General features: G+C 39.0%; 20 protein-coding genes. 9 read left to right on the forward strand and 11 right to left on the reverse strand.

From position 1 onward, the window contains the following. Positions 1-32: 32 nt before the first annotated feature. Both EZL74_RS08165 and EZL74_RS08170 read right to left on the reverse strand, forming a co-directional pair. On the reverse strand, positions 33-875 hold the full coding sequence (locus tag EZL74_RS08165) for an isoaspartyl peptidase/L-asparaginase (RefSeq protein ID WP_131476115.1): 843 nt from the start codon (positions 873-875) through the stop codon (positions 33-35). A gap of 79 nt (positions 876-954) precedes the next feature. Further along, the gene (locus EZL74_RS08170; protein WP_131476116.1) at positions 955-1,827 is read right to left on the reverse strand and encodes a cyanophycinase; all 873 of its coding nucleotides are present in this window, start codon (positions 1,825-1,827) and stop codon (positions 955-957) included. A 148-nt stretch (positions 1,828-1,975) separates the two neighbouring features. Between EZL74_RS08170 and rluF the strand changes: the two genes are divergently transcribed. The 5 genes from rluF (at position 1,976) to EZL74_RS08195 (ending at position 6,890) form a co-directional block, all read left to right on the forward strand. After that, positions 1,976-2,749, forward strand: coding sequence for a 23S rRNA pseudouridine(2604) synthase RluF (gene rluF, locus EZL74_RS08175; RefSeq protein WP_131476117.1), 774 nt, complete (start codon positions 1,976-1,978; stop codon positions 2,747-2,749). Positions 2,750-2,944: 195 nt separating this feature from the next. Continuing rightward, positions 2,945-3,949 (forward strand): DHH family phosphoesterase, encoded by a 1,005-nt coding sequence (locus EZL74_RS08180; RefSeq protein WP_131476118.1) that lies wholly within the window; start codon positions 2,945-2,947, stop codon positions 3,947-3,949. A gap of 3 nt (positions 3,950-3,952) precedes the next feature. Continuing rightward, a complete protein-coding gene (gene gldI / locus EZL74_RS08185) occupies positions 3,953-4,522 on the forward strand; it encodes a gliding motility-associated peptidyl-prolyl isomerase GldI (RefSeq protein ID WP_131476119.1) in 570 nt (189 codons plus the stop codon). A 6-nt stretch (positions 4,523-4,528) separates the two neighbouring features. Continuing rightward, on the forward strand, positions 4,529-5,650 hold the full coding sequence (locus EZL74_RS08190) for a peptidylprolyl isomerase (protein WP_131476120.1): 1,122 nt from the start codon (positions 4,529-4,531) through the stop codon (positions 5,648-5,650). Positions 5,651-5,672: 22 nt separating this feature from the next. Beyond that, a complete protein-coding gene (locus EZL74_RS08195) occupies positions 5,673-6,890 on the forward strand; it encodes a peptidylprolyl isomerase (protein ID WP_131476121.1) in 1,218 nt (405 codons plus the stop codon). A gap of 46 nt (positions 6,891-6,936) precedes the next feature. Here the strand turns inward: EZL74_RS08195 and EZL74_RS08200 are convergent, their stop codons facing one another. Continuing rightward, the gene (locus EZL74_RS08200) at positions 6,937-8,388 is read right to left on the reverse strand and encodes an APC family permease (RefSeq protein WP_131476122.1); all 1,452 of its coding nucleotides are present in this window, start codon (positions 8,386-8,388) and stop codon (positions 6,937-6,939) included. Positions 8,389-8,515: 127 nt separating this feature from the next. Here EZL74_RS08200 and EZL74_RS08205 point away from each other — a divergent pair, with 127 nt between their 5' ends. Further along, complete coding sequence (locus tag EZL74_RS08205; RefSeq protein WP_131476123.1) at positions 8,516-10,330, forward strand: hypothetical protein; 1,815 nt, start codon at positions 8,516-8,518, stop codon at positions 10,328-10,330. Positions 10,331-10,389: 59 nt separating this feature from the next. Here the strand turns inward: EZL74_RS08205 and mazG are convergent, their stop codons facing one another. From mazG to EZL74_RS08230, 5 genes are all read right to left on the reverse strand, one after another. Further along, positions 10,390-11,166, reverse strand: coding sequence for a nucleoside triphosphate pyrophosphohydrolase (gene mazG, locus EZL74_RS08210; RefSeq protein WP_131476124.1), 777 nt, complete (start codon positions 11,164-11,166; stop codon positions 10,390-10,392). Between the two features lie 177 nt (positions 11,167-11,343). Continuing rightward, the gene (locus tag EZL74_RS08215) at positions 11,344-11,862 is read right to left on the reverse strand and encodes a DUF5606 family protein (protein ID WP_131476125.1); all 519 of its coding nucleotides are present in this window, start codon (positions 11,860-11,862) and stop codon (positions 11,344-11,346) included. Between the two features lie 111 nt (positions 11,863-11,973). After that, positions 11,974-12,561 carry a peptide deformylase gene (gene def, locus EZL74_RS08220; RefSeq protein WP_131476126.1) on the reverse strand — a complete coding sequence of 196 codons (588 nt, stop codon included), beginning with the start codon at positions 12,559-12,561 and terminating at the stop codon, positions 11,974-11,976. 32 nt (positions 12,562-12,593) lie between these two features. Beyond that, positions 12,594-13,010: a Holliday junction resolvase RuvX gene (ruvX, locus tag EZL74_RS08225; RefSeq protein WP_131476127.1), complete on the reverse strand. Its 417-nt coding sequence runs from the start codon at positions 13,008-13,010 to the stop codon at positions 12,594-12,596. 6 nt (positions 13,011-13,016) lie between these two features. After that, positions 13,017-13,904 carry a copper resistance protein NlpE N-terminal domain-containing protein gene (locus EZL74_RS08230; RefSeq protein WP_131476128.1) on the reverse strand — a complete coding sequence of 296 codons (888 nt, stop codon included), beginning with the start codon at positions 13,902-13,904 and terminating at the stop codon, positions 13,017-13,019. A 191-nt stretch (positions 13,905-14,095) separates the two neighbouring features. On the opposite strand from EZL74_RS08230, the gene EZL74_RS08235 reads away from it, so the two are divergent. Further along, entirely contained in the window at positions 14,096-14,911 is an 816-nt protein-coding gene (locus EZL74_RS08235; protein ID WP_131476171.1) for a 2,3,4,5-tetrahydropyridine-2,6-dicarboxylate N-succinyltransferase, read from the forward strand. A 21-nt stretch (positions 14,912-14,932) separates the two neighbouring features. After that, positions 14,933-16,804, forward strand: coding sequence for an LTA synthase family protein (locus EZL74_RS08240; RefSeq protein WP_131476129.1), 1,872 nt, complete (start codon positions 14,933-14,935; stop codon positions 16,802-16,804). Here EZL74_RS08240 and EZL74_RS08245 read toward each other — a convergent pair whose 3' ends face one another. After that, positions 16,805-17,554: a glycosyltransferase family 2 protein gene (locus EZL74_RS08245; RefSeq protein WP_131476130.1), complete on the reverse strand. Its 750-nt coding sequence runs from the start codon at positions 17,552-17,554 to the stop codon at positions 16,805-16,807. 115 nt (positions 17,555-17,669) lie between these two features. Here EZL74_RS08245 and EZL74_RS08250 point away from each other — a divergent pair, with 115 nt between their 5' ends. After that, positions 17,670-18,749: a glycosyltransferase family 9 protein gene (locus tag EZL74_RS08250; protein ID WP_131476131.1), complete on the forward strand. Its 1,080-nt coding sequence runs from the start codon at positions 17,670-17,672 to the stop codon at positions 18,747-18,749. Here EZL74_RS08250 and EZL74_RS08255 read toward each other — a convergent pair. Both EZL74_RS08255 and EZL74_RS08260 read right to left on the reverse strand, forming a co-directional pair. Further along, complete coding sequence (locus tag EZL74_RS08255; RefSeq protein WP_131476132.1) at positions 18,746-19,558, reverse strand: glycosyltransferase family 2 protein; 813 nt, start codon at positions 19,556-19,558, stop codon at positions 18,746-18,748. The two genes, EZL74_RS08250 and EZL74_RS08255, sit on opposite strands and share 4 nt — an antisense overlap. Before the next feature lie 42 nt (positions 19,559-19,600). Then, on the reverse strand, positions 19,601-20,362 hold the full coding sequence (locus EZL74_RS08260) for a Kdo domain containing protein (RefSeq protein WP_131476133.1): 762 nt from the start codon (positions 20,360-20,362) through the stop codon (positions 19,601-19,603). Positions 20,363-20,447 lie beyond the last annotated feature (85 nt).

Here is a 20,447-nt window from a genome sequence, read left to right on the forward strand (position 1 = left end):
CCCGTTTGGTTGGGATTTTTTTTATGCTGTGATTAGTCAAAAACTTCTTCTTTTATGCCATCATAACTGGCAAACACCATGCTCGGATGCGAATCCTGATGAAACATATTCCCGGATGCATCAATGGCTATCGCTCCCGCAAAACCGTCAAAGGGTTTCAGTTCCTCGAACGTTTTTTCAAAGGCTTGTGCCAATGTAAATCCATCGGTCACACGAGTTACGATTTTGGCCGCTACTGCTCCACTGACGATATCCTCTCCCACTCCGGTTAAGCTAACACCACAAATCGCATTGGCATAATTCCCCGCTACTGTAGCCGAATCTGAAATCCTGCCCGGAATTTCAAAGCCTTTCCCTCCTGTTGAAGTGGCTACAGCTATTTTACCATCGGCATCCAAAGCCACACAGCCTACAGTTCCGGTTCCGGTGGCTTCGAGTTTGGCTTCGTATTCTGCCCTACGTTGTGGAATTTCAGTAGAAAATTGTTCAAAGCCGTGTTGACGGGCAAAGTTAGTGGCACCGCTTCCGCCCAAAATTCTATCGTCATAATTCATCAACACCTGAGCAACCTGCACCGGATTTTTCACATCCTCTATATTGATTACTCCACTCATTTTCATGGTGGAACCATCCATCAACGAGGCGCTCATTCTGATTTTGCCGTCGCTTTGAATCTGGGAACCAATACCGGCATTGAACAACGCATCATCTTCCAACAAGGAAACCGCATAGACCACCGTTTCTAAAGCAGAATGCGATTGCAAATATTGGTAGGACACTTTGGCAATTCGCAACAAAGCCTGTTGCTTGGCTACCTTAGTCTCGTGATTCGTTGACGATTCAGAAAAGAATCCGCCGTGTATGATTATTTTCATTTTTAGATTATTGGATTATTAGATTGTTGGAAATTAAATACATCTGATGATCTGAAAATCCGAAAATCTAACCCTCTTTTTAAACGTATTGCGATGACTTTATAGTCATTTTATATGTGGCCAAATCAAACGTATCGTACATGCTCATGACATGAGTGACTAAGTGATTAATTGAAATCGGTTGGCCCAATTCAACCTGAGTTAAATTAGTATCCTTGATTTCTCTACCATCTACAAGAATGACCAATCCGGAACCGATGGCTTCCATTTTGGAATTGTGCGTGATTAACAAACCGGTATCTTCTCCCAGTCCAACTCCTAACACTTTAGGATTTCCTACTACCGATTGAAACAAACGTCCTATTCGTCCGCGTTGTACAAAATGGGTATCAATAATCACCCCGTCAATTAAACCGAGTCCGGAGGTGATTTTCACTTCTCCTTTCAACAAAGCCTCACTACTGCTCCCCTGGTATATCATGTTATTGGAAGCCGCAGCAGCACCGGCAGAAGTTCCGGCATAGATGAATTCTTCATTATGGTATTTGTCCAATAAAATATCATGGAAAGGTGTTCCGCCAAGTATAGACGTCAACCGCAACTGATCGCCACCGGTAAACATCACCACATCGGCAGCCCGCAAACGACCTAATATTTCGGGATTAGAAGCTTGCTCCCGGGTTTCTATATTTAACACATCAACATTATCAGCTCCCAAGTAATGCAATGCTTTTACATATTCGGGACCAATCTCTCTCGGAATTTTGGAAGCCGTTGTAATAACTTCTATTCGGGATTCTGTCTTGTGTTTTGATTCTTCTATGATTCTTTTTAAAATTCCGGCTTCAAAAAAGTTTAAATTTTTAGCCGCATTTTTATCCAAATCGGTTTCAGTGAAACTACCTTTATCAACAGCGCCACCTATTATTATTAATTTTCCACGTATATTCATGTGGGTAAAAATAGCAAAATCTTACTAGCTGCAAATCTTTTTTAACTCTTTTTGAATCCGATTTATCAACGAACTTATCAAGAGGCAGTGTGCTCAAATTATCCTATATTTGCGGCACGAAACCATCAGGTTAAACGCATGCTGTAAAATGGAAACCAATCAAACCCGTATCAATAAATTCTTGTCCGAAAGCGGCTATTGCTCCCGACGTGAAGCTGACAAACTCTTGGAACAAGGTCGAATCACCATTAACGGAAAAGTGCCCGAAATGGGAACAAAAGTTTCTCCTGAAGACGAGATACGCGTTGACGGAAAACTGATTCGTGAAAAAATTGAAAAGCCGGTTTATCTGGCATTCAACAAACCGGTTGGCATTGAGTGTACCACCAATCAAAATGTGCGCGATAACATTGTGGATTACATTAATTATCCCAAGCGAATTTTCCCTATTGGCCGTTTAGATAAAGCCAGCGAGGGATTGATTTTTATGACCAATGACGGCGACATTGTCAACAAAATTCTAAGAGCCCGAAACAACCACGAAAAAGAATACATCGTAACGGTGAACCGACCGATTACCGATCGTTTTATCGAACGCATGAGCAACGGAGTTCCGATTTTGGATACCGTCACCCGAAAATGTAAAGTAGAGCAAATCAGCAAATATGTTTTCCGAATCATATTAACTCAGGGATTAAACCGTCAGATCCGCAGAATGTGTGAGTACCTGAGGTATGAAGTAACAGCCTTAAAAAGAATCCGAATCATCAATATTTCTTTGGATGTTCATGTGGGTCGTTACAGGGAATTAACCGATGACGAAATCAAACAACTCAACAAACTCATCGAACCGTCAAGCAAAACCGAAGAAGCCAGTTTACCAAAAACGGTGAATCAAAGCCGCAGAAATACTAAATCCTGAAGTGGTATTCAACACAGTCAAATCTCTTAAATAGTTTTGTTTATTATCGGTTATGCTCTTCTTTTGCCTTTGGCTTTGATTTTCGAGTTGGTCTCTAAGCCTGTCCATACAACTGTGTGAGGAGGCTCATTATTACTCGGACTTTTTACAGCCAAATAATCTTCTGTATCTGAAAAAAATGTAACTTCGCAACCAATGAAAAAAGAAGATATTATTGCCATTCAACAATTATTGGCAACACCCAAAAAAATTGCAGTAATTCCACACCGAAGCCCCGATGGTGATGCTATGGGTTCCACTTTGGCGCTGTATCATTTCCTTTTAAAACTGAATCAGCAACCGGTGGTTATAGCCCCCAATGATTTTCCTAACTTTTTGGCTTGGTTGCCGGGTTCGGAAAGCGTTTTGATTTATGAAAATGAAAAAGAGAAATGCACTGCTGTCTTACAAGAATCGGAAATGATTTTTTTATTAGATTTCAATGCATTGCACCGAACCGGAGAAATGGAACATGTACTAAGTAAACTCACCGCTCCGATGGTAATGATTGATCATCACCAAAAACCGGATGGATTTGCTACTTATACGTACTCAGACACTTCATTTGGCTCAACTTGTGAAATGATTTACAATTTCATTGGTTATTTGGGCCAAAAAGACCTGATTGACCAAACTATTGCCACTTGCATTTACACCGGTATTGTTACCGACTCAGGTTCCTTCCGATTTCCTTCGACTACGGGAACCACCCACCGAATCGTAGCTGAACTGATTGACAAAGGCATCAACAACAGTGAAATTCACAATCTGCTTTTTGACAACAACTCATACAACCGTTTGCTATTGATGGGAAGAGCTTTGCAGAACATGAAAGTTTTCCCCGAATACAAAACGTCATACATCACCCTTACACAAAAGGAACTGGATGAATTTCATTATGAAAAAGGCGATACCGAAGGCATAGTAAACTATGGTCTGACCATAAAAGGTATTCATTTTGCTGCTATTTTCATTGAACACAAAGACGAAAACATCATCAAAATATCCTTCCGATCACAGGGGAATTTTGATGTTAATCAATTTGCCCGCGACCACTTTAACGGTGGCGGACACATCAATGCAGCCGGTGGAAAATCATATGAAAACATGAAGGAAACCGTCAAAAAATTCGAAACTTTACTATCACAAATAACCATTTAGGAGATGAAAAATTGTTCCAAAATTATAGTGTTGTCAGTCGTTTTAGCAACGTTAATCAGTTGCAAACAACAACAGGCGCGAATGCCTATTTCGCGTTCTTCCGGAACTTTCATGAAAGAATCCATTATCCGAAACAAAAAGCTGGTTGCCGGAGAAGAAGGAAAAATCGATTCAATCATCAAAAGCAATCCTCAAATACAATACATCGCATCTAAAAAAGGCTATTGGTATCATTATGAAGTGAGAAACGACAAAGATACGCTACGCCCGAAGAAAGGCGATGTTGCCCAATTTGATTATGAAATCAAAGACTTAAAAGGAAATGTGGTGTACTCAGAAGTTGAATTAAGACCGCAAACCTATAAAGTTGACAAGCAAAATATCATTAAGGGTCTGCGCGACGGCATCAAACTGATGCGTAAAAAAGAAACGGTTACCTTCCTTTTCCCCTCACACATGGCTTATGGGTATCATGGCGACAACAAACGCATCGGTTCGAATCAACCGCTGATTTGCACTGTTACCCTGAACGATTTTAAACCCGAAGAAAAAGTAAAAACTGAGAATCAATAATTGACTATGACAAAGAAAATAGGACTTATTATAGCCGTTATAGCACTGACGCTTAGCTCCTGCAAAGACGAATACAAAAATTTAAAAGATGGTTTATATGCCGAAATTGAAACCACTAAAGGGACTATTCTCTTAGAACTGGAGTACAAAAAAGCCCCGATTACAGTAGCCAATTTTGTGACGTTGGCTGAAGGCAAAAACCCATTTGTTTCAGAAGAAATGAAAGGAAAACCATTTTATGACGGTTTGCAATTTCACCGTGTGATTCCCGATTTCATGATTCAAACCGGAGATCCGTTGGGCAATGGTTCGGGAGATGCGGGTTATAAATTCAGAGACGAAATTACCGATTTGAAACACAACAAGCCCGGAATCCTGTCTATGGCCAATTCAGGTCCTAACTCCAACAGCAGCCAATTCTTTATCACTCACACAGAAACACCATGGCTCGATGGCAGACATGCAGTTTTCGGACATGTTACTCAAGGTATGGATGTAGTTAATGCTATAGCACAAGGAGATGTAATGAACAAGGTAATCATCATTCGAAAAGGTGAAGATGCTAAAAAGTTTGATGCTGTAAAAATTTTTAATGACTATTTCAAATCCGAAACAGAAAGCCAGAAGAAGCAAGCCGCTATCGATGCCGAAGCCAAAAGACTTTACGATGAAAAATACAAAGGAGTAAAAGCGAAAAAAGCAGCGTATTTTGAAACTTTAAAAAAATCAGCCATCAAATCATCTACCGGTCTGAGTTATGCCTTAACTCAAAAATCGATTGGAGAAAAACCCAAAGACGGAACCACTCTTTTTATTAAATATTCAGGATTTTTAGAAGACGGAACACTTTTTGACACCAGCAACCCCGAAGTAGCCAAAGAATTTGGTAAGTTTGATCAGCAAAGAGCCTTACAGAACGGATATTCTGAACTGCCGTATCAGATTGGACGACGCAATCAGCTTATACCCGGATTTGTGGAAGCTATGGGAAAAATGAAAATTGGGGACAAAGCAGTACTTTTTATCCCTGCTAATCTGGGATACGGTGAACAAGGAGCCGGAAACGTAATTCCGCCCAACGCCAATTTGATTTTTGAAATTGAAGTAACTTTGAAAAATAATAATTAATTGAAATAAAATTAAATACACCATGAAAATAAAATGCAACATCCTGCTTTTGGTTTGCCTGGGCATGTTGAGCGCTACCGCTCAAACCACAAAAAAACCTGCGGCAAAATCAACCAAAACTATCCCCGCTAAAAAAGTAGTAGCTACACCGGCTGAACAAGGCGTTTTTGCCGAAATTGAAACTGATAAAGGAAAGATTCTGATTCAGTTAGAATACAAAAAAACACCCGTTACGGTAGCCAACTTCGTGTCGCTGGCACAGGGAACCAATACTTTTGTTAACGATGCTAAATTAAAAGGAAAACCGTTTTACGACGGGTTGAAATTTCACCGAGTAATTGCTGACTTCATGATTCAGGGAGGTGACCCACAAGGAAACGGTACCGGTGGTCCGGGTTATGCCTTTAAAGATGAGATTACTGATGCTGTTTTTGATAAAGCAGGTATTTTAGCTATGGCCAATTCAGGCCCGAAAACCAACGGATCACAATTTTTCATTACCCACAAAGATACGCCATGGTTAAATGGGAAGCATACTATTTTCGGTTATGTCGTTAAAGGACAGGATGTGGTAAATGCCATCAAACAAGATGATGTGATTAAAAAAATTATCATTTCCAAAAAAGGAGCAGAAGCTAACAAATTTGACGCTGCCAAAGTTTTCGCCGATTACATGGCCGGAAAAGCAGCTGAGGACCAAAAAGAAGCAGCTTTAGAAGCAGAGAAAAGAAAAAAAGAAGCCGAAATAATTGCTGCGAAACAAGCTGAGTACAAAGAAAAATACGGACCGGTAATCTCAGCCAAAGCAAAATATTTGACTGAAACCCGAGCTACAACAACCGAAACTCTATCCGGTTTGAAATATAAAATCCTTCAAAAAGGAGCAGGCAAAAAACCGGCTGACGGTGCTACCGTTTACATTCATTATGCCGGTTATTTAGAGGACGGATCTTTATTTGACAGCAGCTATGAAAGCGTAAACAAAGAATTTGGTAAGTTTGATGAAAACAGAGCCAAACAAAACGGATACCAACCTTTTCCTTTTCAGTACGGTAAAAAAGAAGGCTTGATTCCGGGATTTCTTGAAGGTATGAGTTTGTTGAATTTTGGTGACAAAGCCATCATCTACATTCCGTCAAAATTAGGGTATGGAGAAAGAGGAGCAGGAAATGTAATTCCGCCCAACTCAAATATTGTTTTTGAAATCGAATTGTTGGAAACACCTCCAACGGCAAAATAATCAAAATAACATAGTTAAAAAAGCCCCGATTACTCGGGGCTTTTTTTTATTCTTTTTTATGCATAAACAAATAATAGACCGGTATTCCCAGTGCTACAATTGCCAACCCCAGACCGGTATTTCTTGTATCGTACACCAATAGTGTAAAACAAATCAAACTCGTCGTAATAATATATAAAACAGGGACTAAAGGATAACCGAATGCCCTGTAAGGACGCTCAGCATCGGGCTCTTTTTTTCTCAAAATAAACAAGCCTCCTATCGTTAAAATGTAAAACAACAACGAGGCAAAGGTGGCATAAGTCAGCAAGTCGCCATACCGACCGGTTAAGCACAGGAAGCAGGCCCAAACACATTGCAACCACAAGGCTCTCGACGGCACATCATAATCATTCAAATCAGCTGCCTTTTTGAAAAACAAACCGTCTTTGGCCATGGCGTAAAACAATCTTCCCCCTGATAAAATCAACCCGCTGTTACAACCAAAAGTAGAAACCATAATCAGACCGGCCATCATGAAAACGCCAACATTCCCCATTATGGCGCTGGCAGCAGCAGCTCCTACTCTATCCTGACTGGCAAACATGATTCCGTGTTGGGTTACCGATGCCGTTTCGCCCGGAATTCCGTGTAGCGGCAATACTGCTAAATAAGCTATATTGGCCAAAATGTATATGATGGTTACAATTAAAGTTCCCAAAAATAAACTCCTCGGGATATTTTTTTTAGGATCTTTAATTTCTCCGGCAATGAACGTCACATTGTTCCAAGCATCACTCGAAAACAACGAATTGATAATGGTTGCCCCCATAGCTCCCAACAAAGCTACACCCGATAACTTGGTTATGGTCAGTGTGCCGTCTTCAGCTAAAACGGTTTTGCTAGCATCCCACATGTTGGTAAAGTTCTGAGCAAATGTATCGGTATGAAACCCTATATAAATCCCAAGAGCTATTAATGAAAACAAGGCAATTAATTTGGCCGAAGTAAAAACCAACTGTATAATCTTTCCGCTTTTGATTCCTTTGGTATTGATAAACGTAAGTAAAGCAATTACGAACATGGCTAAAATCTGCTTGTTTGTAATGGCAAAATTGGCTCCCAAAGTCAGAATCTTATGCTCTAAAACCGGGAAAAAAACAGCCGTATAATTTGAAAAAGCAACGGCAACGGCGGCTATGGTTCCCGTTTGAATAACCGTAAAAACAGTCCAGCCATATAAAAAAGAAATCAACTTTCCGTAGGCTCTTTGAATGTAAACGTATTGTCCGCCGGCATTGGGCATCATACCCGCCAACTCGCCGTAACTCAAAGCTGCCGACATGGTGAGTAAACCGGTTACAAGCCAAATCAACAATATCCAAGCGGCCGAACCTACATCTCTGGCCATGGCTGCAGTTACCAAAAAAATACCGGAACCTATCATAGATCCGGCAACCAAACTAGTGGCATCAATAAGCCCCAAAGAACGTTTTAATTCGTGTTTTACTTCTGACATATATGTATTTCTATTATCTCAAATATACATTTTTTTAACAGAATGCATTGATCCGCATGATATTTATCAGTTTTTAAACCCCTGAGGTTTTCAATCTTTGTCAATTAATAAACTTTACTAAGAATATATGAATTCTACAAAACCTATTCATACTTTTCACATACCCGTAATGGGATTGGCCTATACCATTGACAGCCCAATCAGAGTAGCTCAATACGGAATTTCATCTGTCATCTCTATCATTGATGATGAAATAATTGAAAAGATGCATCAATTTTACAGCAAAAAATTTCATTTTAATTACGAGGGAATTTCAAATAAAATTCACGACTATCGCGCCAAAAGAATAACGGCTTATCTGAACATGGTAGATGATGTGGTGAAGCAAAAGTTTGACGCTTTCAAATCGGAATTAGCCGAAAGCAAAGAAGCTCTAGAACATTACCTGACCATACTTCCGAACAAATCGGAAATCAAACAGAGTTTACAAAACTTGCTGGCTGAAGGAAAAACCGCTAAAGAAACTCTGAAAAATTATCTTGAAACTCATCTCAGTCCGGGCAGCATTGATGTGAACATCATGACCAAAGTGGACAAAGACAATTTTATAAAAAATGAGCAATTACCGACTATTTTTAACGACGCTCATGCATCTTTGAGAGGATTTGCCAACAGCAAACTCACATCATCCGTAGTTCTTTCGGCAGGTATGAATCCGAGATTGTACAGCTATTTTGAGAGTTTTGAGGATTTCTTTCCCGATGCAAACGGAATTCTGAAAAAGAAAATTATCCTCAAAGTAAGTGATTTCCGTTCGGCCATGATACAGGGAAATTTTTTAGCCAAAAAAGGACTTTGGGTTTCGGAATACCGTATCGAATCGGGTTTAAACTGCGGCGGACATGCCTTTGCTACCGAAGGTTTTCTTTTAGGTCCCATTTTAGAAGAATTCAAACAAAAAAAGGAACAATTGGTGCACACTGCTCATGATTTAATGGTAAAAACTTTGATTCAAAAAGGGATTCAAGCACCGGACAAACCTTATGATCTGAAAATAACCGTACAAGGAGGAGTGGGCACCGCGGAAGAGCATTCATTTTTGATGGAGCATTACCAAATAGATGCTGTAGGTTGGGGCTCTCCGTTTTTATTGGTTCCCGAGGCTACTTCTGTTGATGATGAGACCAGAGCTTTATTGGCCAACGCAAAAGAAAATGATTTTTACACCAGTCAGATATCGCCTTTGGGGGTTCCGTTTAATACCGTAAGAGGCACCACAAACGAAGTTTTAAAAACAGCACGGATAGCCAACCACAAATTCGGCAGTTCGTGCCCGAAGAAATTATTAGCCTTGAGCAAAGAGTTTTCCGAACAAGGAACCTGCACAGCTTCTAAAAAATACCAAGAGATAAAACTGGGGGAATTGGAGACACAAAAAAGAGAGTTATCCGAAGCTGAATTTGACAAACGAAAAACAAAAATAACCGAAAAAGCTTGCCTTTGCGTAGGTTTAGTCAATTCGGCTTATCTGGAAAACGGCATCAAAATTAAAGGCGAAGAACAAGGAGTAGTGATTTGTCCCGGACCCAATTTGGCCTATTTTGACAGGGTGGTTTCTTTGTCGGATATGGTGCAACACATTTACGGCAATAAATCGGTACTGAGTCAAAACAACCGTCCTAATTTATTTTTGAATGAACTGAAGATGTATGTGGATTATTTGAAAAAAGAAATCTCTGAAATTACAAATGAAAGCAGTTCGGCTCAGCTCAAAAAACTACAGTCATTCAAGAGCAACCTGCTCGAAGGAATTGGCTACTACCAACACCTTTTTGCACAAATTCTTTTCTTTAAAACTGATATTGATACTATCCAACATCAATTAGAGAAACAACTGCAAAATGTTCTGACTATTGCAATACCTCAGCCGGAAATGGCTTAAATGAAAAAGCGACCTGAATATGTTCAAGTCGCTTTTTTTTATAATTTCTTAGTTTTTTTTTAGGGAAGACGTTTTGCCTCCTCCCAGAATATATCCATCTCAGCTAAAGACATGTCTTTTAGAGGCTTTCCAGTTTCAGCGGCTTTGCTTTCGAGGTACATGAAGCGTTTGATGAATTTTTTATTGGTACGTTCCAATGCATCTTCGGGATTTACCTTGAGAAAACGGGCATAGTTAATCATCGAAAACAATACATCGCCAAACTCTGCTTCTATTTTATCCTGATGATCGGCTTTAACTTCATCCTGCAATTCCTGTAATTCTTCCTGTACTTTGTCCCACACTTGGTGCGGTTCTTCCCAATCAAACCCTACGCCTTTTACTTTGTCCTGAATGCGGCTTGCTTTTACAAGAGCCGGCAGACTTTTGGGAACGCCTTCCAGTACTGATTTTTTACCTTCTTTGAGTTTTAATTTTTCCCAATTTTGCTTGACCTCTTCTTCATCGGCCACCACTACATCGCCGTAAATATGCGGATGACGGTCGATTAATTTATCACAAATACTGTTGGCTACATCGGCTATATCAAAGGCATTGGTTTCGCTTCCTATTTTGGCATAAAAAACAATGTGCAACAACAAATCGCCCAGTTCTTTTTTGATTTCCTGCAAATCATTATCCAAAATAGCATCTCCCAATTCATAGGTCTCTTCTATGGTTAGATGACGTAGACTTAGGAGGGTTTGCTTTTTGTCCCACGGACATTTCTCTCGCAAATCATCCATGATATCCAGTAAGCGACTGAAGGCTTCGAGTTGTTGTTGACGTGTGTTCATAGTTTGTTTTGAATTTGGAATGACTGATTACATCTTATATCTTACCATCGCTGACATAAAACAAGCTAAAGCTTGTATCCCTTAAGTCCATTGGGCTTGCTCCTCTTACTATCAAAAATAAAAAATCCTATTACCGAAATTCAGCAATAGGATTGATTTTTATCAGAAAGTAATTAACTATTTTTTAGTCTTAGTTTTAGCCGGAGCTTTCTCTGCTTTCTCTGCTTTTTCTGCTTTATCCGCTTTGGCTTCTTTTTTTACTTTTTCAACCACTTCTTCTTTTACGGCTTCTGCATTTGCCACTTTAGGTTCTTCTTTAGACACCAATCCTTTTGCCTGAAGAATATTGTACCAATTCAGTACTTTTTTAATATCGGAAACATACACTCTGTCTTCGTCGTAATCGGGTAAAATTTCTTTGAAGTAAGCGGTAAGCTTGGCATTGTCTTCTTTGCTGGAAATAGTAGGGCCTTCGTTTTCTTTTACAGCAATAGCGCGCATAATTTCAACCAATGGTTTTTCTTCGCTGTAGGTATACATTGAAATTTCAGAAAGCAGACTCACATTGCTTCTCATTCCTACGGTTATTTTCTTTCCGTCAAGCAATGACTCGGCTAAAAACCCGGAACGGGTTTGCAATTTCAATTCGAATAAACCCGGTTTACCGGCAATGGCTAAAATTTTTTCTACGTTCATTTTTTAAATTCGTTTAGGGCAATACTAGTTATTATTTTTCAATTTCCGGAGGCAAATTAAAGTAAAAAATATGTTTCGTTTTTCAATTTTTCACTTTTTTTATCCTCAGGCCTATCTTCCTTTTTTATTGGCAAATTTCATTTTGTAATCCGGTCGGGCTTTACCATCCATGATATTTTGCAATTTCTTCTTAATCAATGTCTTTTTCAACATCGAGATTTTATCGGTAAACAATATTCCTTCGATATGGTCGTATTCATGCTGAATCACTCGGGCAATCAAACCGTCAAACACATCGGTCTTTTTGTTAAAATCTTCATCATAGTACTCGATAGTGATTCGCTCATGTCGGTAAACATCTTCGCGAACATCAGGAATACTCAAACAGCCTTCGTTGAAACCCCATTCCTCGCCTTCTTCTTTTAGCATTTTGGCATTGATGAAAGTTTTTTTGAATCCTTTCAACTGTTCTTGTTCTTCTTTACTCAAGTCATCGCTTTCGCTGAACGGTTCGGTGTCAATCACAAACAACCGGATAGGCAAACCCACCTGAGGTGCGGCCAAACCTACTCCGTATGCATTATACATAGTGTCATACATGTTGGCAATTACCTCTTTTAAATTAGGATAATCGGGTGAAATTTCTTCTCCGACTTTTCTTAAAACAGGTTCACCGTATCCATAAATTGGAATAATCATCTTGCTATTTTTTTTTGGCAAAAATAAGTAAATTAAATCATTTTTCGCGTCAGATAATCTTGCAGTAAAATGGTAGCGGCAATTTCATCTACTAATCCTTTGTTCTGACGTTGTTTCTTTTTGAGTCCGCTGTCAATCATGGTTTGAAAAGCTATTTTTGACGTAAAACGCTCATCCACTCTAATAACCGTCATATCGGGAAAAACCTCTTTGAATTGGGTCACAAATTTTTCTATTACGGCTGTACTTTCTGAAGGCTCTCCGTTCATTTGCTTGGGTTCGCCAATCAATACTTTGGATACGTTTTCTTTTGAAAAATAATCTTTTAAAAAGGCAATCGCCGTTTCAGACGGAATGGTAGTCAGGCCCGAAGCAATAATCTGCAACTCGTCGGTAACGGCAAGTCCGGTTCTTTTTATTCCGTAGTCTATGGCGAGTATTCTTGGCATTGGTTTTTACTTTATCGGTTCAAATGTAGCCAAAACTTCTCTCTTGTCTTTTTTAAGGTGAAGAATGTTATCGGTTAGTGTGTAACGATCCGCATTTTGCAACACTTGAGTAAAACGGGATTCGAGATCCATATCTGTACAAGCCATTTCGGTTGAAATGACATTTTTAAAAGCAATTCCGAAAGCTGTAGGCATCACATAATTTCCGGATATGTGGTTGCAACCGGCATAGGCAGTAAATTTTCCGTCTTTGGAATTCAGTTTGAGAAAGTATGTTTTTTTGCCCTTTTGCAGCACTCGTTTTCCGTTGATTTGCACCAGTTTCCATTTAGTTTCTGCCAAAGTGACTTTGCCCACTGCCGGGTTCACGGTTTTGATTACCGTCTTGGCTTCCATTTTATTATTTAAATTGACAGTGGTTTGGTTTTCTTCTGCGGTCATCTCATTATTCAGTACGTGCTTTTGTTTGGCCAAAATATACTCAGCAGCGTGATTACCCGTGATTCGTTTTCCTGACATATCCAATTGTAACAGGATATTTTTACCTACTTCATACCGATTGGGTCCGTCTTCGGCATTATCAAACTTGATTATATTCCCCGATTTGTTCCAGGAATAGGTTCCTTTTTGTTCAAAGATTTTATTGCCTTTGCCTAAATAAGTGGTACGAATAGTATAGGTTGAATTTTCGTTTAAAGAAATGGTGGTTTCTATGCCCTCACAATCAGCACAAGGCAAGATACCTTTGTAAACTCCCTGATAATCGAGTTTATTTTTGGCATCAAGTACAGTGACAATAGCTGCTTGCTGATTTTTAACTTCGCCAGCCGACTGTTTTTGGCAAGCCGATAGTATGCCCGCACTGATGATAACAAATAAGATGAGTTTTTTCATAAACTATTTGGTTTAACATAGCATTTGGAGGCAGACAAACTTACTTAATCCGCAGAGTAAATGAAAGGTTTTAACAATTTTTTCTGAAACTACACCCCTAAATAAATGCTTTGTTACTTTCTAAAAATGCCACTATATTTGTTCACTCATCTCCCGAAGGAGAAATGTATGAGACTAAAAATTTGAAAAGCATGGTAACGTTACAAAACATCATAGAAACAGCTTGGGATAACCGGGCCTTATTACAGGAAGAAATCACCATCAATGCCATCAAAGAAGTAATTGCACTATTGGATGCGGGAACCTTACGCGTGGCCGAACCAACAGCCAAGGGTTGGCAGGTAAACGAATGGGTTAAAAAAGCGGTGGTCATGTATTTTCCCATCCAGAAAATGGAAACCTGGGAAGCCGGAATTTTTGAATACCACGACAAAATGTTGTTGAAAAACGGTTATGCCGACAAAGGAATACGCGTAGTACCACCGGCAACAGCCCGTTATGGTGCTTACATTTCTAAAGGAGTAATCTTGATGCCTAGTTACGTCAATATAGGTGCTTATGTAGATGAAGGCACCATGGTGGATACCTGGGCAACCGTTGGAAGTTGTGCCCAAATCGGGAAAGACGTTCACCTTTCGGGTGGTGTAGGTATTGGAGGCGTTTTAGAACCTTTACAAGCCGCTCCGGTTATCATTGAAGACGGGGCTTTCATTGGTTCGCGCTGTATCGTAGTAGAAGGCGTTCGGGTGGAAAAAGAAGCGGTTTTGGGAGCCAATGTCTGTTTGACTGCTTCCACCAAAATCATAGACGTAACCGGAGGTGAACCTATTGAATACAAAGGATATGTACCTGCTCGTTCGGTTGTGATTCCTGGAAGTTATACTAAATCATTTGCTGCCGGTGACTATCAGGTTCCTTGTGCTTTAATCATCGGAACCCGTAAACCGTCCACCGATTTAAAAACATCGCTCAATAATGCATTGAGAGAATATGATGTAGCGGTTTAATTTTAATTGTAAAATCTTTCTATGCACAATCATCGCCAACTGCTGAAATTACTGGTTCGCCGAATCCTTATTTTGTTTGTCGTTTACCAAATCAGCAGGGTCTTATTTCTGCTTTTCAACCGTGCAAACTTTAGCAATTTAGATGTCAAAACGTTTCTTGGCGGTGCTTTGTTTGATTTGTCAGCGATAGGTTTTATCAATTTACTATTTATTCTTTTACACTTATTTCCGGGAAATTTTAAATACCGAATTGGTTATCAAAAAAGCTTAAAAATTGCATTTTTTGCGGTCAATCTGGTTTTTATAGCTACCAATTTTGTTGATTTGGAATACTACAAATTCACCGGAAGGCGAAGTTCATTCGGTTTAATTACTGCCAAAGGAATGGAACATGAAATCGGCGGTCTGATTATTTCCTTTCTTCAGGAATTTTGGTATATCCTATTGGGATTCATTTTATTAGCTATTTTACTTTGGAAAGCTTTAGGCCAAGCCAAATTCATCTTGCCTGTAGAAAAACTAACGGTTAAGGTTATTTTTAAACAAATCGGGATACTGATTCTTTCGCTTGGTGTCGGGTTGTTGATGGCGCGCGGTGGTTTGGGAGAAAAACCTTTGCGCATAGTTGATGCCATTAATTACTCATCGCTGGGGAATTCGGCTTTGGTATTGAATACGCCTTTCAGCATCATGAAAACGGCCGGTAAAAAAGAAACCTTAGTAGACCCAAAATTTTACTCGGAAACCGAACTGAACCAAATTTTCAATCCGGTTTTTATTTCCAACCCATCTGAAAATCCGATTAAGAAAAATGTTGTGATTTTTATTCTGGAAAGTTTCGGTGATGAAAATTTACGCAGAGGTTTTACACCCTTTATTGATTCGTTAGCGACACAATCCTACTATTTCAAAAATGGTTTTGCTAACGGCAAAGTATCAATTGATGCGGTGCCATCTACCCTTTCAAGCATCCCGAGTCTGATGAATACTCCGGTAATTTCTTCAGGCTATTCATTGAATAAAGTATACGGATTGCCAAAAATTATGAAAAAACAAGGTTACAATACTTCGTTTTTCCACGGGGCTTTTAATGGCAGTCAGAACTTTGACCAATACTGTAAAGTGGCGGGATTTGATCATTATTTTGGCAAAAATGAATACACAGGTCCCGAAGCTTTTGACGGCAGTTGGGGTATTTTTGATGAGGAATTCATGCAGTTTTTCAATAAAAAATTAACCAGTTTTAAGCAGCCTTTTTTCAGTACGCTTTTCACTATTTCCTCGCATAACCCTTATAAAGTCCCCGATAAATACAAAAACAAATTTATCAAAGGCAATCGAAAAATTCAGGAAAGCATCGGCTATACCGATTATTCGTTGCAACAATTTTTCAAGGCTGCTAAGAAAGAACCCTGGTACAACAATACTTTATTTATTATCGTGGCCGACCACACCTCTTCGGAACCAACCGAAAAAAAATACAGTACCAATGTGGGGAAATTCAGAATTCCGATTTTGTTTTTTGATCCTTCCAATCCAAATTTCAAAGGAGTACAGGAGAAAAATTTCCAGCAAATTGATGTGTTGCCGAGTATCTTAGAGTACCTCCACATCAGGGATAAAGTAGTGAGTTACGGCAAGCCGTTTACGTCTGATAAGAATTATATAGTTTATTATTTAGACAACATTTTCCACCTGATTCAGGATGATTATTATTTGGCATTTGACGGTCAGAAGGCTATTGGTTTGTACAATTTCAAAACCGATGAATTGCTCAAAAACAATCTGTTAGACAAAGATAAAAATCGTGCTGCCGATATGACAAAATTCATCAAAGCCTACATGCAGTCGTTTAATGAGCGAATGATTTCGGATAAATTAACGACCCAATAATTACTTATTTGTCTTCTGAATTTTAATCAACTTGGCGTATTTCATGTACGAAAAGAAAGCCTGTATCATCGAAATGCTTAAGCCGTCAATACCGTTCAAAAATCCTTTTTTGAAGAAATAGCAACGAACAAAAGCTACCGTTCCGTTGAGTACCGGTTTGAATACATTAACTCGTTTGCCCTGATTGTAAAGTTGCTGGGCATGCCAGCCTGAATATTGATTTTTCTTGGTAATAATCTGTTCTAACGAATCCCATCCATAATGAAGGATATGTACCGGAACTCTGGTTTCGCGTTGCGCGATTATTTTTTGGTGCACTTTTGAATCTGATGGCCCGGCAGTTTTCTTGTTGAAAAAACGCACTTTGTGATCGGGGTACCAACCGGCAAAGTCAATAAGTTTATCCGCTAAATAATTTTTTACCCGAAAACTGAAGGCATCGTAATTGCCAATCAGGTATTTTTCTTTTAAGATAAATTCTTCTGCATCTTCGTCCAGAAATTCATCGGCATCCAAATTCAAAATCCAATCGTTTTTACAAAATGGCAAGCCATGTGTGCGTTGCGGACCATCACCTAAAAATGCCTGAGAAATAACCGTAGCTCCTTTTGAGGCTGCAATTTCAACCGTTTTATCTTTGCTTAAAGAATCTACTACAATTACTTCGTCACACACTCTGAAAAGTGCATCGATGCATTTGCCGATATTTTTTTCTTCATTAAACGTGATAACCAAACCGCTGATTGCCATAGTACGTTGCATTTTGTTGGGAGCAAAAATATAACTTTTGGAACTAATTTCCGCACAAGGCTTAGGGCTTCTTCAAATACTTTGTATTTTAGCCCAATCAATCTGGTCATCGTTTATGAAAATACTTGTCATTCAGCAAAAAAGAATAGGAGACGTGCTCACCAGCACCATTTTATCCAACAATCTGAAAAAATTTTACCCTGATGCAGTGGTTGACTACATGTGTTACCCTAATTGTGTGGATGTTTTGAAAGAAAATCCTAATATTGACAATATTATTGTTTTGACTAATGAAGTACGGAAGTCGTATCCCAAATTATTGAAATTCATTCTCCAAATCAGAAGACAGAAATACGATGTGGTGGTAGATGCCTACAGCAAGTTGGAAACCAATTTAATCACTTTATTTTCGGGAGCCAAGTATAAAATTTCATACGATAAAGGCTATTCGAAAATATTCTACAATTACAACATGAAGCGCATTCCGAATGGTACCAAATCGGAGCTGGGATTGGCCATTGACAACCGCTTATTGTTGCTGAAACCATTGATAAAAGAACCCATCACCGACTATAAACCCAAGATTTTTTTAACCCCAACTGAAATTCAGGAAGCGAGAGATTTACTGGGTAAATTCGGAATTACTGTGGGCAAAAGACCTTTGCTCATGTTTGGAATTCTTGGCAGCGAATGGTACAAAACCTACCCGTTGGAAAAAATGGCGAAGATTATTGATTTTGCTGTCGAAAAACTGGATGCCGATATTTTATTCAACTACATTCCGACACAAACCGAAGAAGCTCAAAAGGTCTATAACTACTGTACTGAAAAGACCAAAAAACATATTCATTTTAACCTATATGCCAAAGGATTACGTCCGTTCTTAGGATTACTTTCGCAATGCGACATACTGATTGGCAATGAAGGCGGTTCGGTGAATATGGCTAAAGCTTTAAATGTGCCCACATTCTCGTTATTCTCTCCGTCAGTTGATAAAGAAACCTGGCAGATTTTTGAGAATGAAAAAGAGAATGTTTCTATTCATTTAAAAGATTTGAAACCCGAAATTTACAAACAACACGATGAAAAGTACATCAAGGAACATACCTTTAAATATTTTGACGAATATCCGTTGGAACTGATTTTGGAAAAATTGGAATCCTATTTTAAAGACCTCGGATTTCCCAAAAACTAAAGAGAGGAAATTCCGTTTTCAATCTGAATAACTTTGTGCCTGCGGTTGTAACTTCGGATGGCATTGTTTTTCTCCCAAATTTCAGGACTCGAATACCCACGGGCGTGATCTAAATGCAGACAAATAGCACTGTAGCGAATTTGCTTGGAGAGCAATCCCAAGTTGAATAACCGTTCGCCTAATTCCCTGTCGAGGCCACCGTATTTCATATCGTGGTTGAATCCGTTTACAGCCAAAATATCGCTTTTGAATCCGGAGGAATTGTGTCCGTTCCAGGAACGTTTGGTGGGCGTAATCCAGTTCATAAAATCAGCAAATAGCTTAGTATGCGTGAGTTTGGTGATTTTAAAATTCATATTCAATCCCTGCCTTCTCAACCATGAAATGCGGAAACAGTTTTGAGAAATTATATCCTCATCAGCAATAGCCTGTGAAATACTCATCGGCAATTTAAAGTAACCGCCCGAGAGAAAATAACCTTCTTCTTTATATTTCAAATGCACCGCCACAAAATCTTTTCTGGGCACGCAATCGCCATCGGTAAACAGTAAATAATCAGAATTGGCTCTTAAAATGGCCTTATTGAGAATTTTGGATTTTTGAAACCCGTCATCTTCCTGCCAAACATGTACAATAGGATGTTTAAATTTTGAGGAGAAAGCATCCAGAACTTCTTTGGTTTTGGGTGTTGAACCGTCGTCGGCAATAACCAATTCAAAGTCGGTTTCAGTTTGAACGCTAAAGCCTACAAGAACTTTTCGCAACCAATCTTCGGCATTGTAAGTGGTAATGATAACGGAAACTTTCATCCAATGGTTTAAGAAGTGAAAAATACTATTTTTTCAGAAATTTTACTTCCAAAACTTCAATTTCTTTTTGATTCTTTTCTTGCGGTAGTAACGATATTGAAAATCGGCAGTCATTTTCCAAAGTGTGGTAAATATTTTTTCTTCCGATTCGCCCGAAACTTTAGCATATTCATTGCTCATCACAGCTACCATTTCTTTGTGGGGTGTCAGGCGGCAAAGGTTTTTCATGCGCAGTTCAAACGGCATTTCACGGTGGAACTCCATGCGGTTTAAATCGACTAAAAAGAAATCATAAGTCCCTTGTCCGTTCTTTTTAATCAGTGTATTTCCTGGTGAATGGTCTTTGAACTCGATTCCTTTTTGATGTAATAAATAAGAAAATCGGGTAAACTGACGCAAAATGTTATCACCATCCGGGTAATTCGGAATTTCAACCAATTCTCGATAGGTCAAATCGGCTGCCAAATGTTCGCTGACATAATAACTGTCTTTCAATCCAATCCAATCCGTATGTTCTAAATAAGCAATCGGTTCGGGGGTTCCGATACCGTTTTCAAGTAACTTGTTGGCAAATTCAAAAGAGCGTCTTGCTTTAGATTTTCGGAAATACCGGTAAATGATTCGGTTGACCAAATGCGGAACTTTGAAGGATTTTACATTTAGTGTTCTGCCGTTTAATTCGAAGAGTTTTATCTTGTTTCTTTTACCGTCGATGAACATTTTACCGGTTGCGGAAAACTGCTCAAGCATTGAAATAACATCGGATTGTGATAAATTACTGTTCGGATTTAGGCGGAATTCCATCAACTATTTTTTTACAAATTTAATTAGATAATTTTCAAAATAACTAATTAGATTTGCAAATTAAGTTTAAAGTTTTCATTACATA

Source organism: Flavobacterium silvisoli (assembly GCF_004329815.1).
GTDB classification, from domain to species: domain Bacteria; phylum Bacteroidota; class Bacteroidia; order Flavobacteriales; family Flavobacteriaceae; genus Flavobacterium; species Flavobacterium silvisoli.

Coding starts and splice junctions, on each gene's coding strand:
- EZL74_RS08165 (WP_131476115.1), bottom strand. CDS start 875: ATGAAAATAATCATACACGGCGGATTCTTTTCTGAATCGTCAACGAAT.
- EZL74_RS08170 (WP_131476116.1), bottom strand. CDS start 1,827: ATGAATATACGTGGAAAATTAATAATAATAGGTGGCGCTGTTGATAAA.
- rluF (WP_131476117.1), top strand. CDS start 1,976: ATGGAAACCAATCAAACCCGTATCAATAAATTCTTGTCCGAAAGCGGC.
- EZL74_RS08180 (WP_131476118.1), top strand. CDS start 2,945: ATGAAAAAAGAAGATATTATTGCCATTCAACAATTATTGGCAACACCC.
- gldI (WP_131476119.1), top strand. CDS start 3,953: ATGAAAAATTGTTCCAAAATTATAGTGTTGTCAGTCGTTTTAGCAACG.
- EZL74_RS08190 (WP_131476120.1), top strand. CDS start 4,529: ATGACAAAGAAAATAGGACTTATTATAGCCGTTATAGCACTGACGCTT.
- EZL74_RS08195 (WP_131476121.1), top strand. CDS start 5,673: ATGAAAATAAAATGCAACATCCTGCTTTTGGTTTGCCTGGGCATGTTG.
- EZL74_RS08200 (WP_131476122.1), bottom strand. CDS start 8,388: ATGTCAGAAGTAAAACACGAATTAAAACGTTCTTTGGGGCTTATTGAT.
- EZL74_RS08205 (WP_131476123.1), top strand. CDS start 8,516: ATGAATTCTACAAAACCTATTCATACTTTTCACATACCCGTAATGGGA.
- mazG (WP_131476124.1), bottom strand. CDS start 11,166: ATGAACACACGTCAACAACAACTCGAAGCCTTCAGTCGCTTACTGGAT.
- EZL74_RS08215 (WP_131476125.1), bottom strand. CDS start 11,862: ATGAACGTAGAAAAAATTTTAGCCATTGCCGGTAAACCGGGTTTATTC.
- def (WP_131476126.1), bottom strand. CDS start 12,561: ATGATTATTCCAATTTATGGATACGGTGAACCTGTTTTAAGAAAAGTC.
- ruvX (WP_131476127.1), bottom strand. CDS start 13,010: ATGCCAAGAATACTCGCCATAGACTACGGAATAAAAAGAACCGGACTT.
- EZL74_RS08230 (WP_131476128.1), bottom strand. CDS start 13,904: ATGAAAAAACTCATCTTATTTGTTATCATCAGTGCGGGCATACTATCG.
- EZL74_RS08235 (WP_131476171.1), top strand. CDS start 14,096: ATGGTAACGTTACAAAACATCATAGAAACAGCTTGGGATAACCGGGCC.
- EZL74_RS08240 (WP_131476129.1), top strand. CDS start 14,933: ATGCACAATCATCGCCAACTGCTGAAATTACTGGTTCGCCGAATCCTT.
- EZL74_RS08245 (WP_131476130.1), bottom strand. CDS start 17,554: ATGGCAATCAGCGGTTTGGTTATCACGTTTAATGAAGAAAAAAATATC.
- EZL74_RS08250 (WP_131476131.1), top strand. CDS start 17,670: ATGAAAATACTTGTCATTCAGCAAAAAAGAATAGGAGACGTGCTCACC.
- EZL74_RS08255 (WP_131476132.1), bottom strand. CDS start 19,558: ATGAAAGTTTCCGTTATCATTACCACTTACAATGCCGAAGATTGGTTG.
- EZL74_RS08260 (WP_131476133.1), bottom strand. CDS start 20,362: ATGGAATTCCGCCTAAATCCGAACAGTAATTTATCACAATCCGATGTT.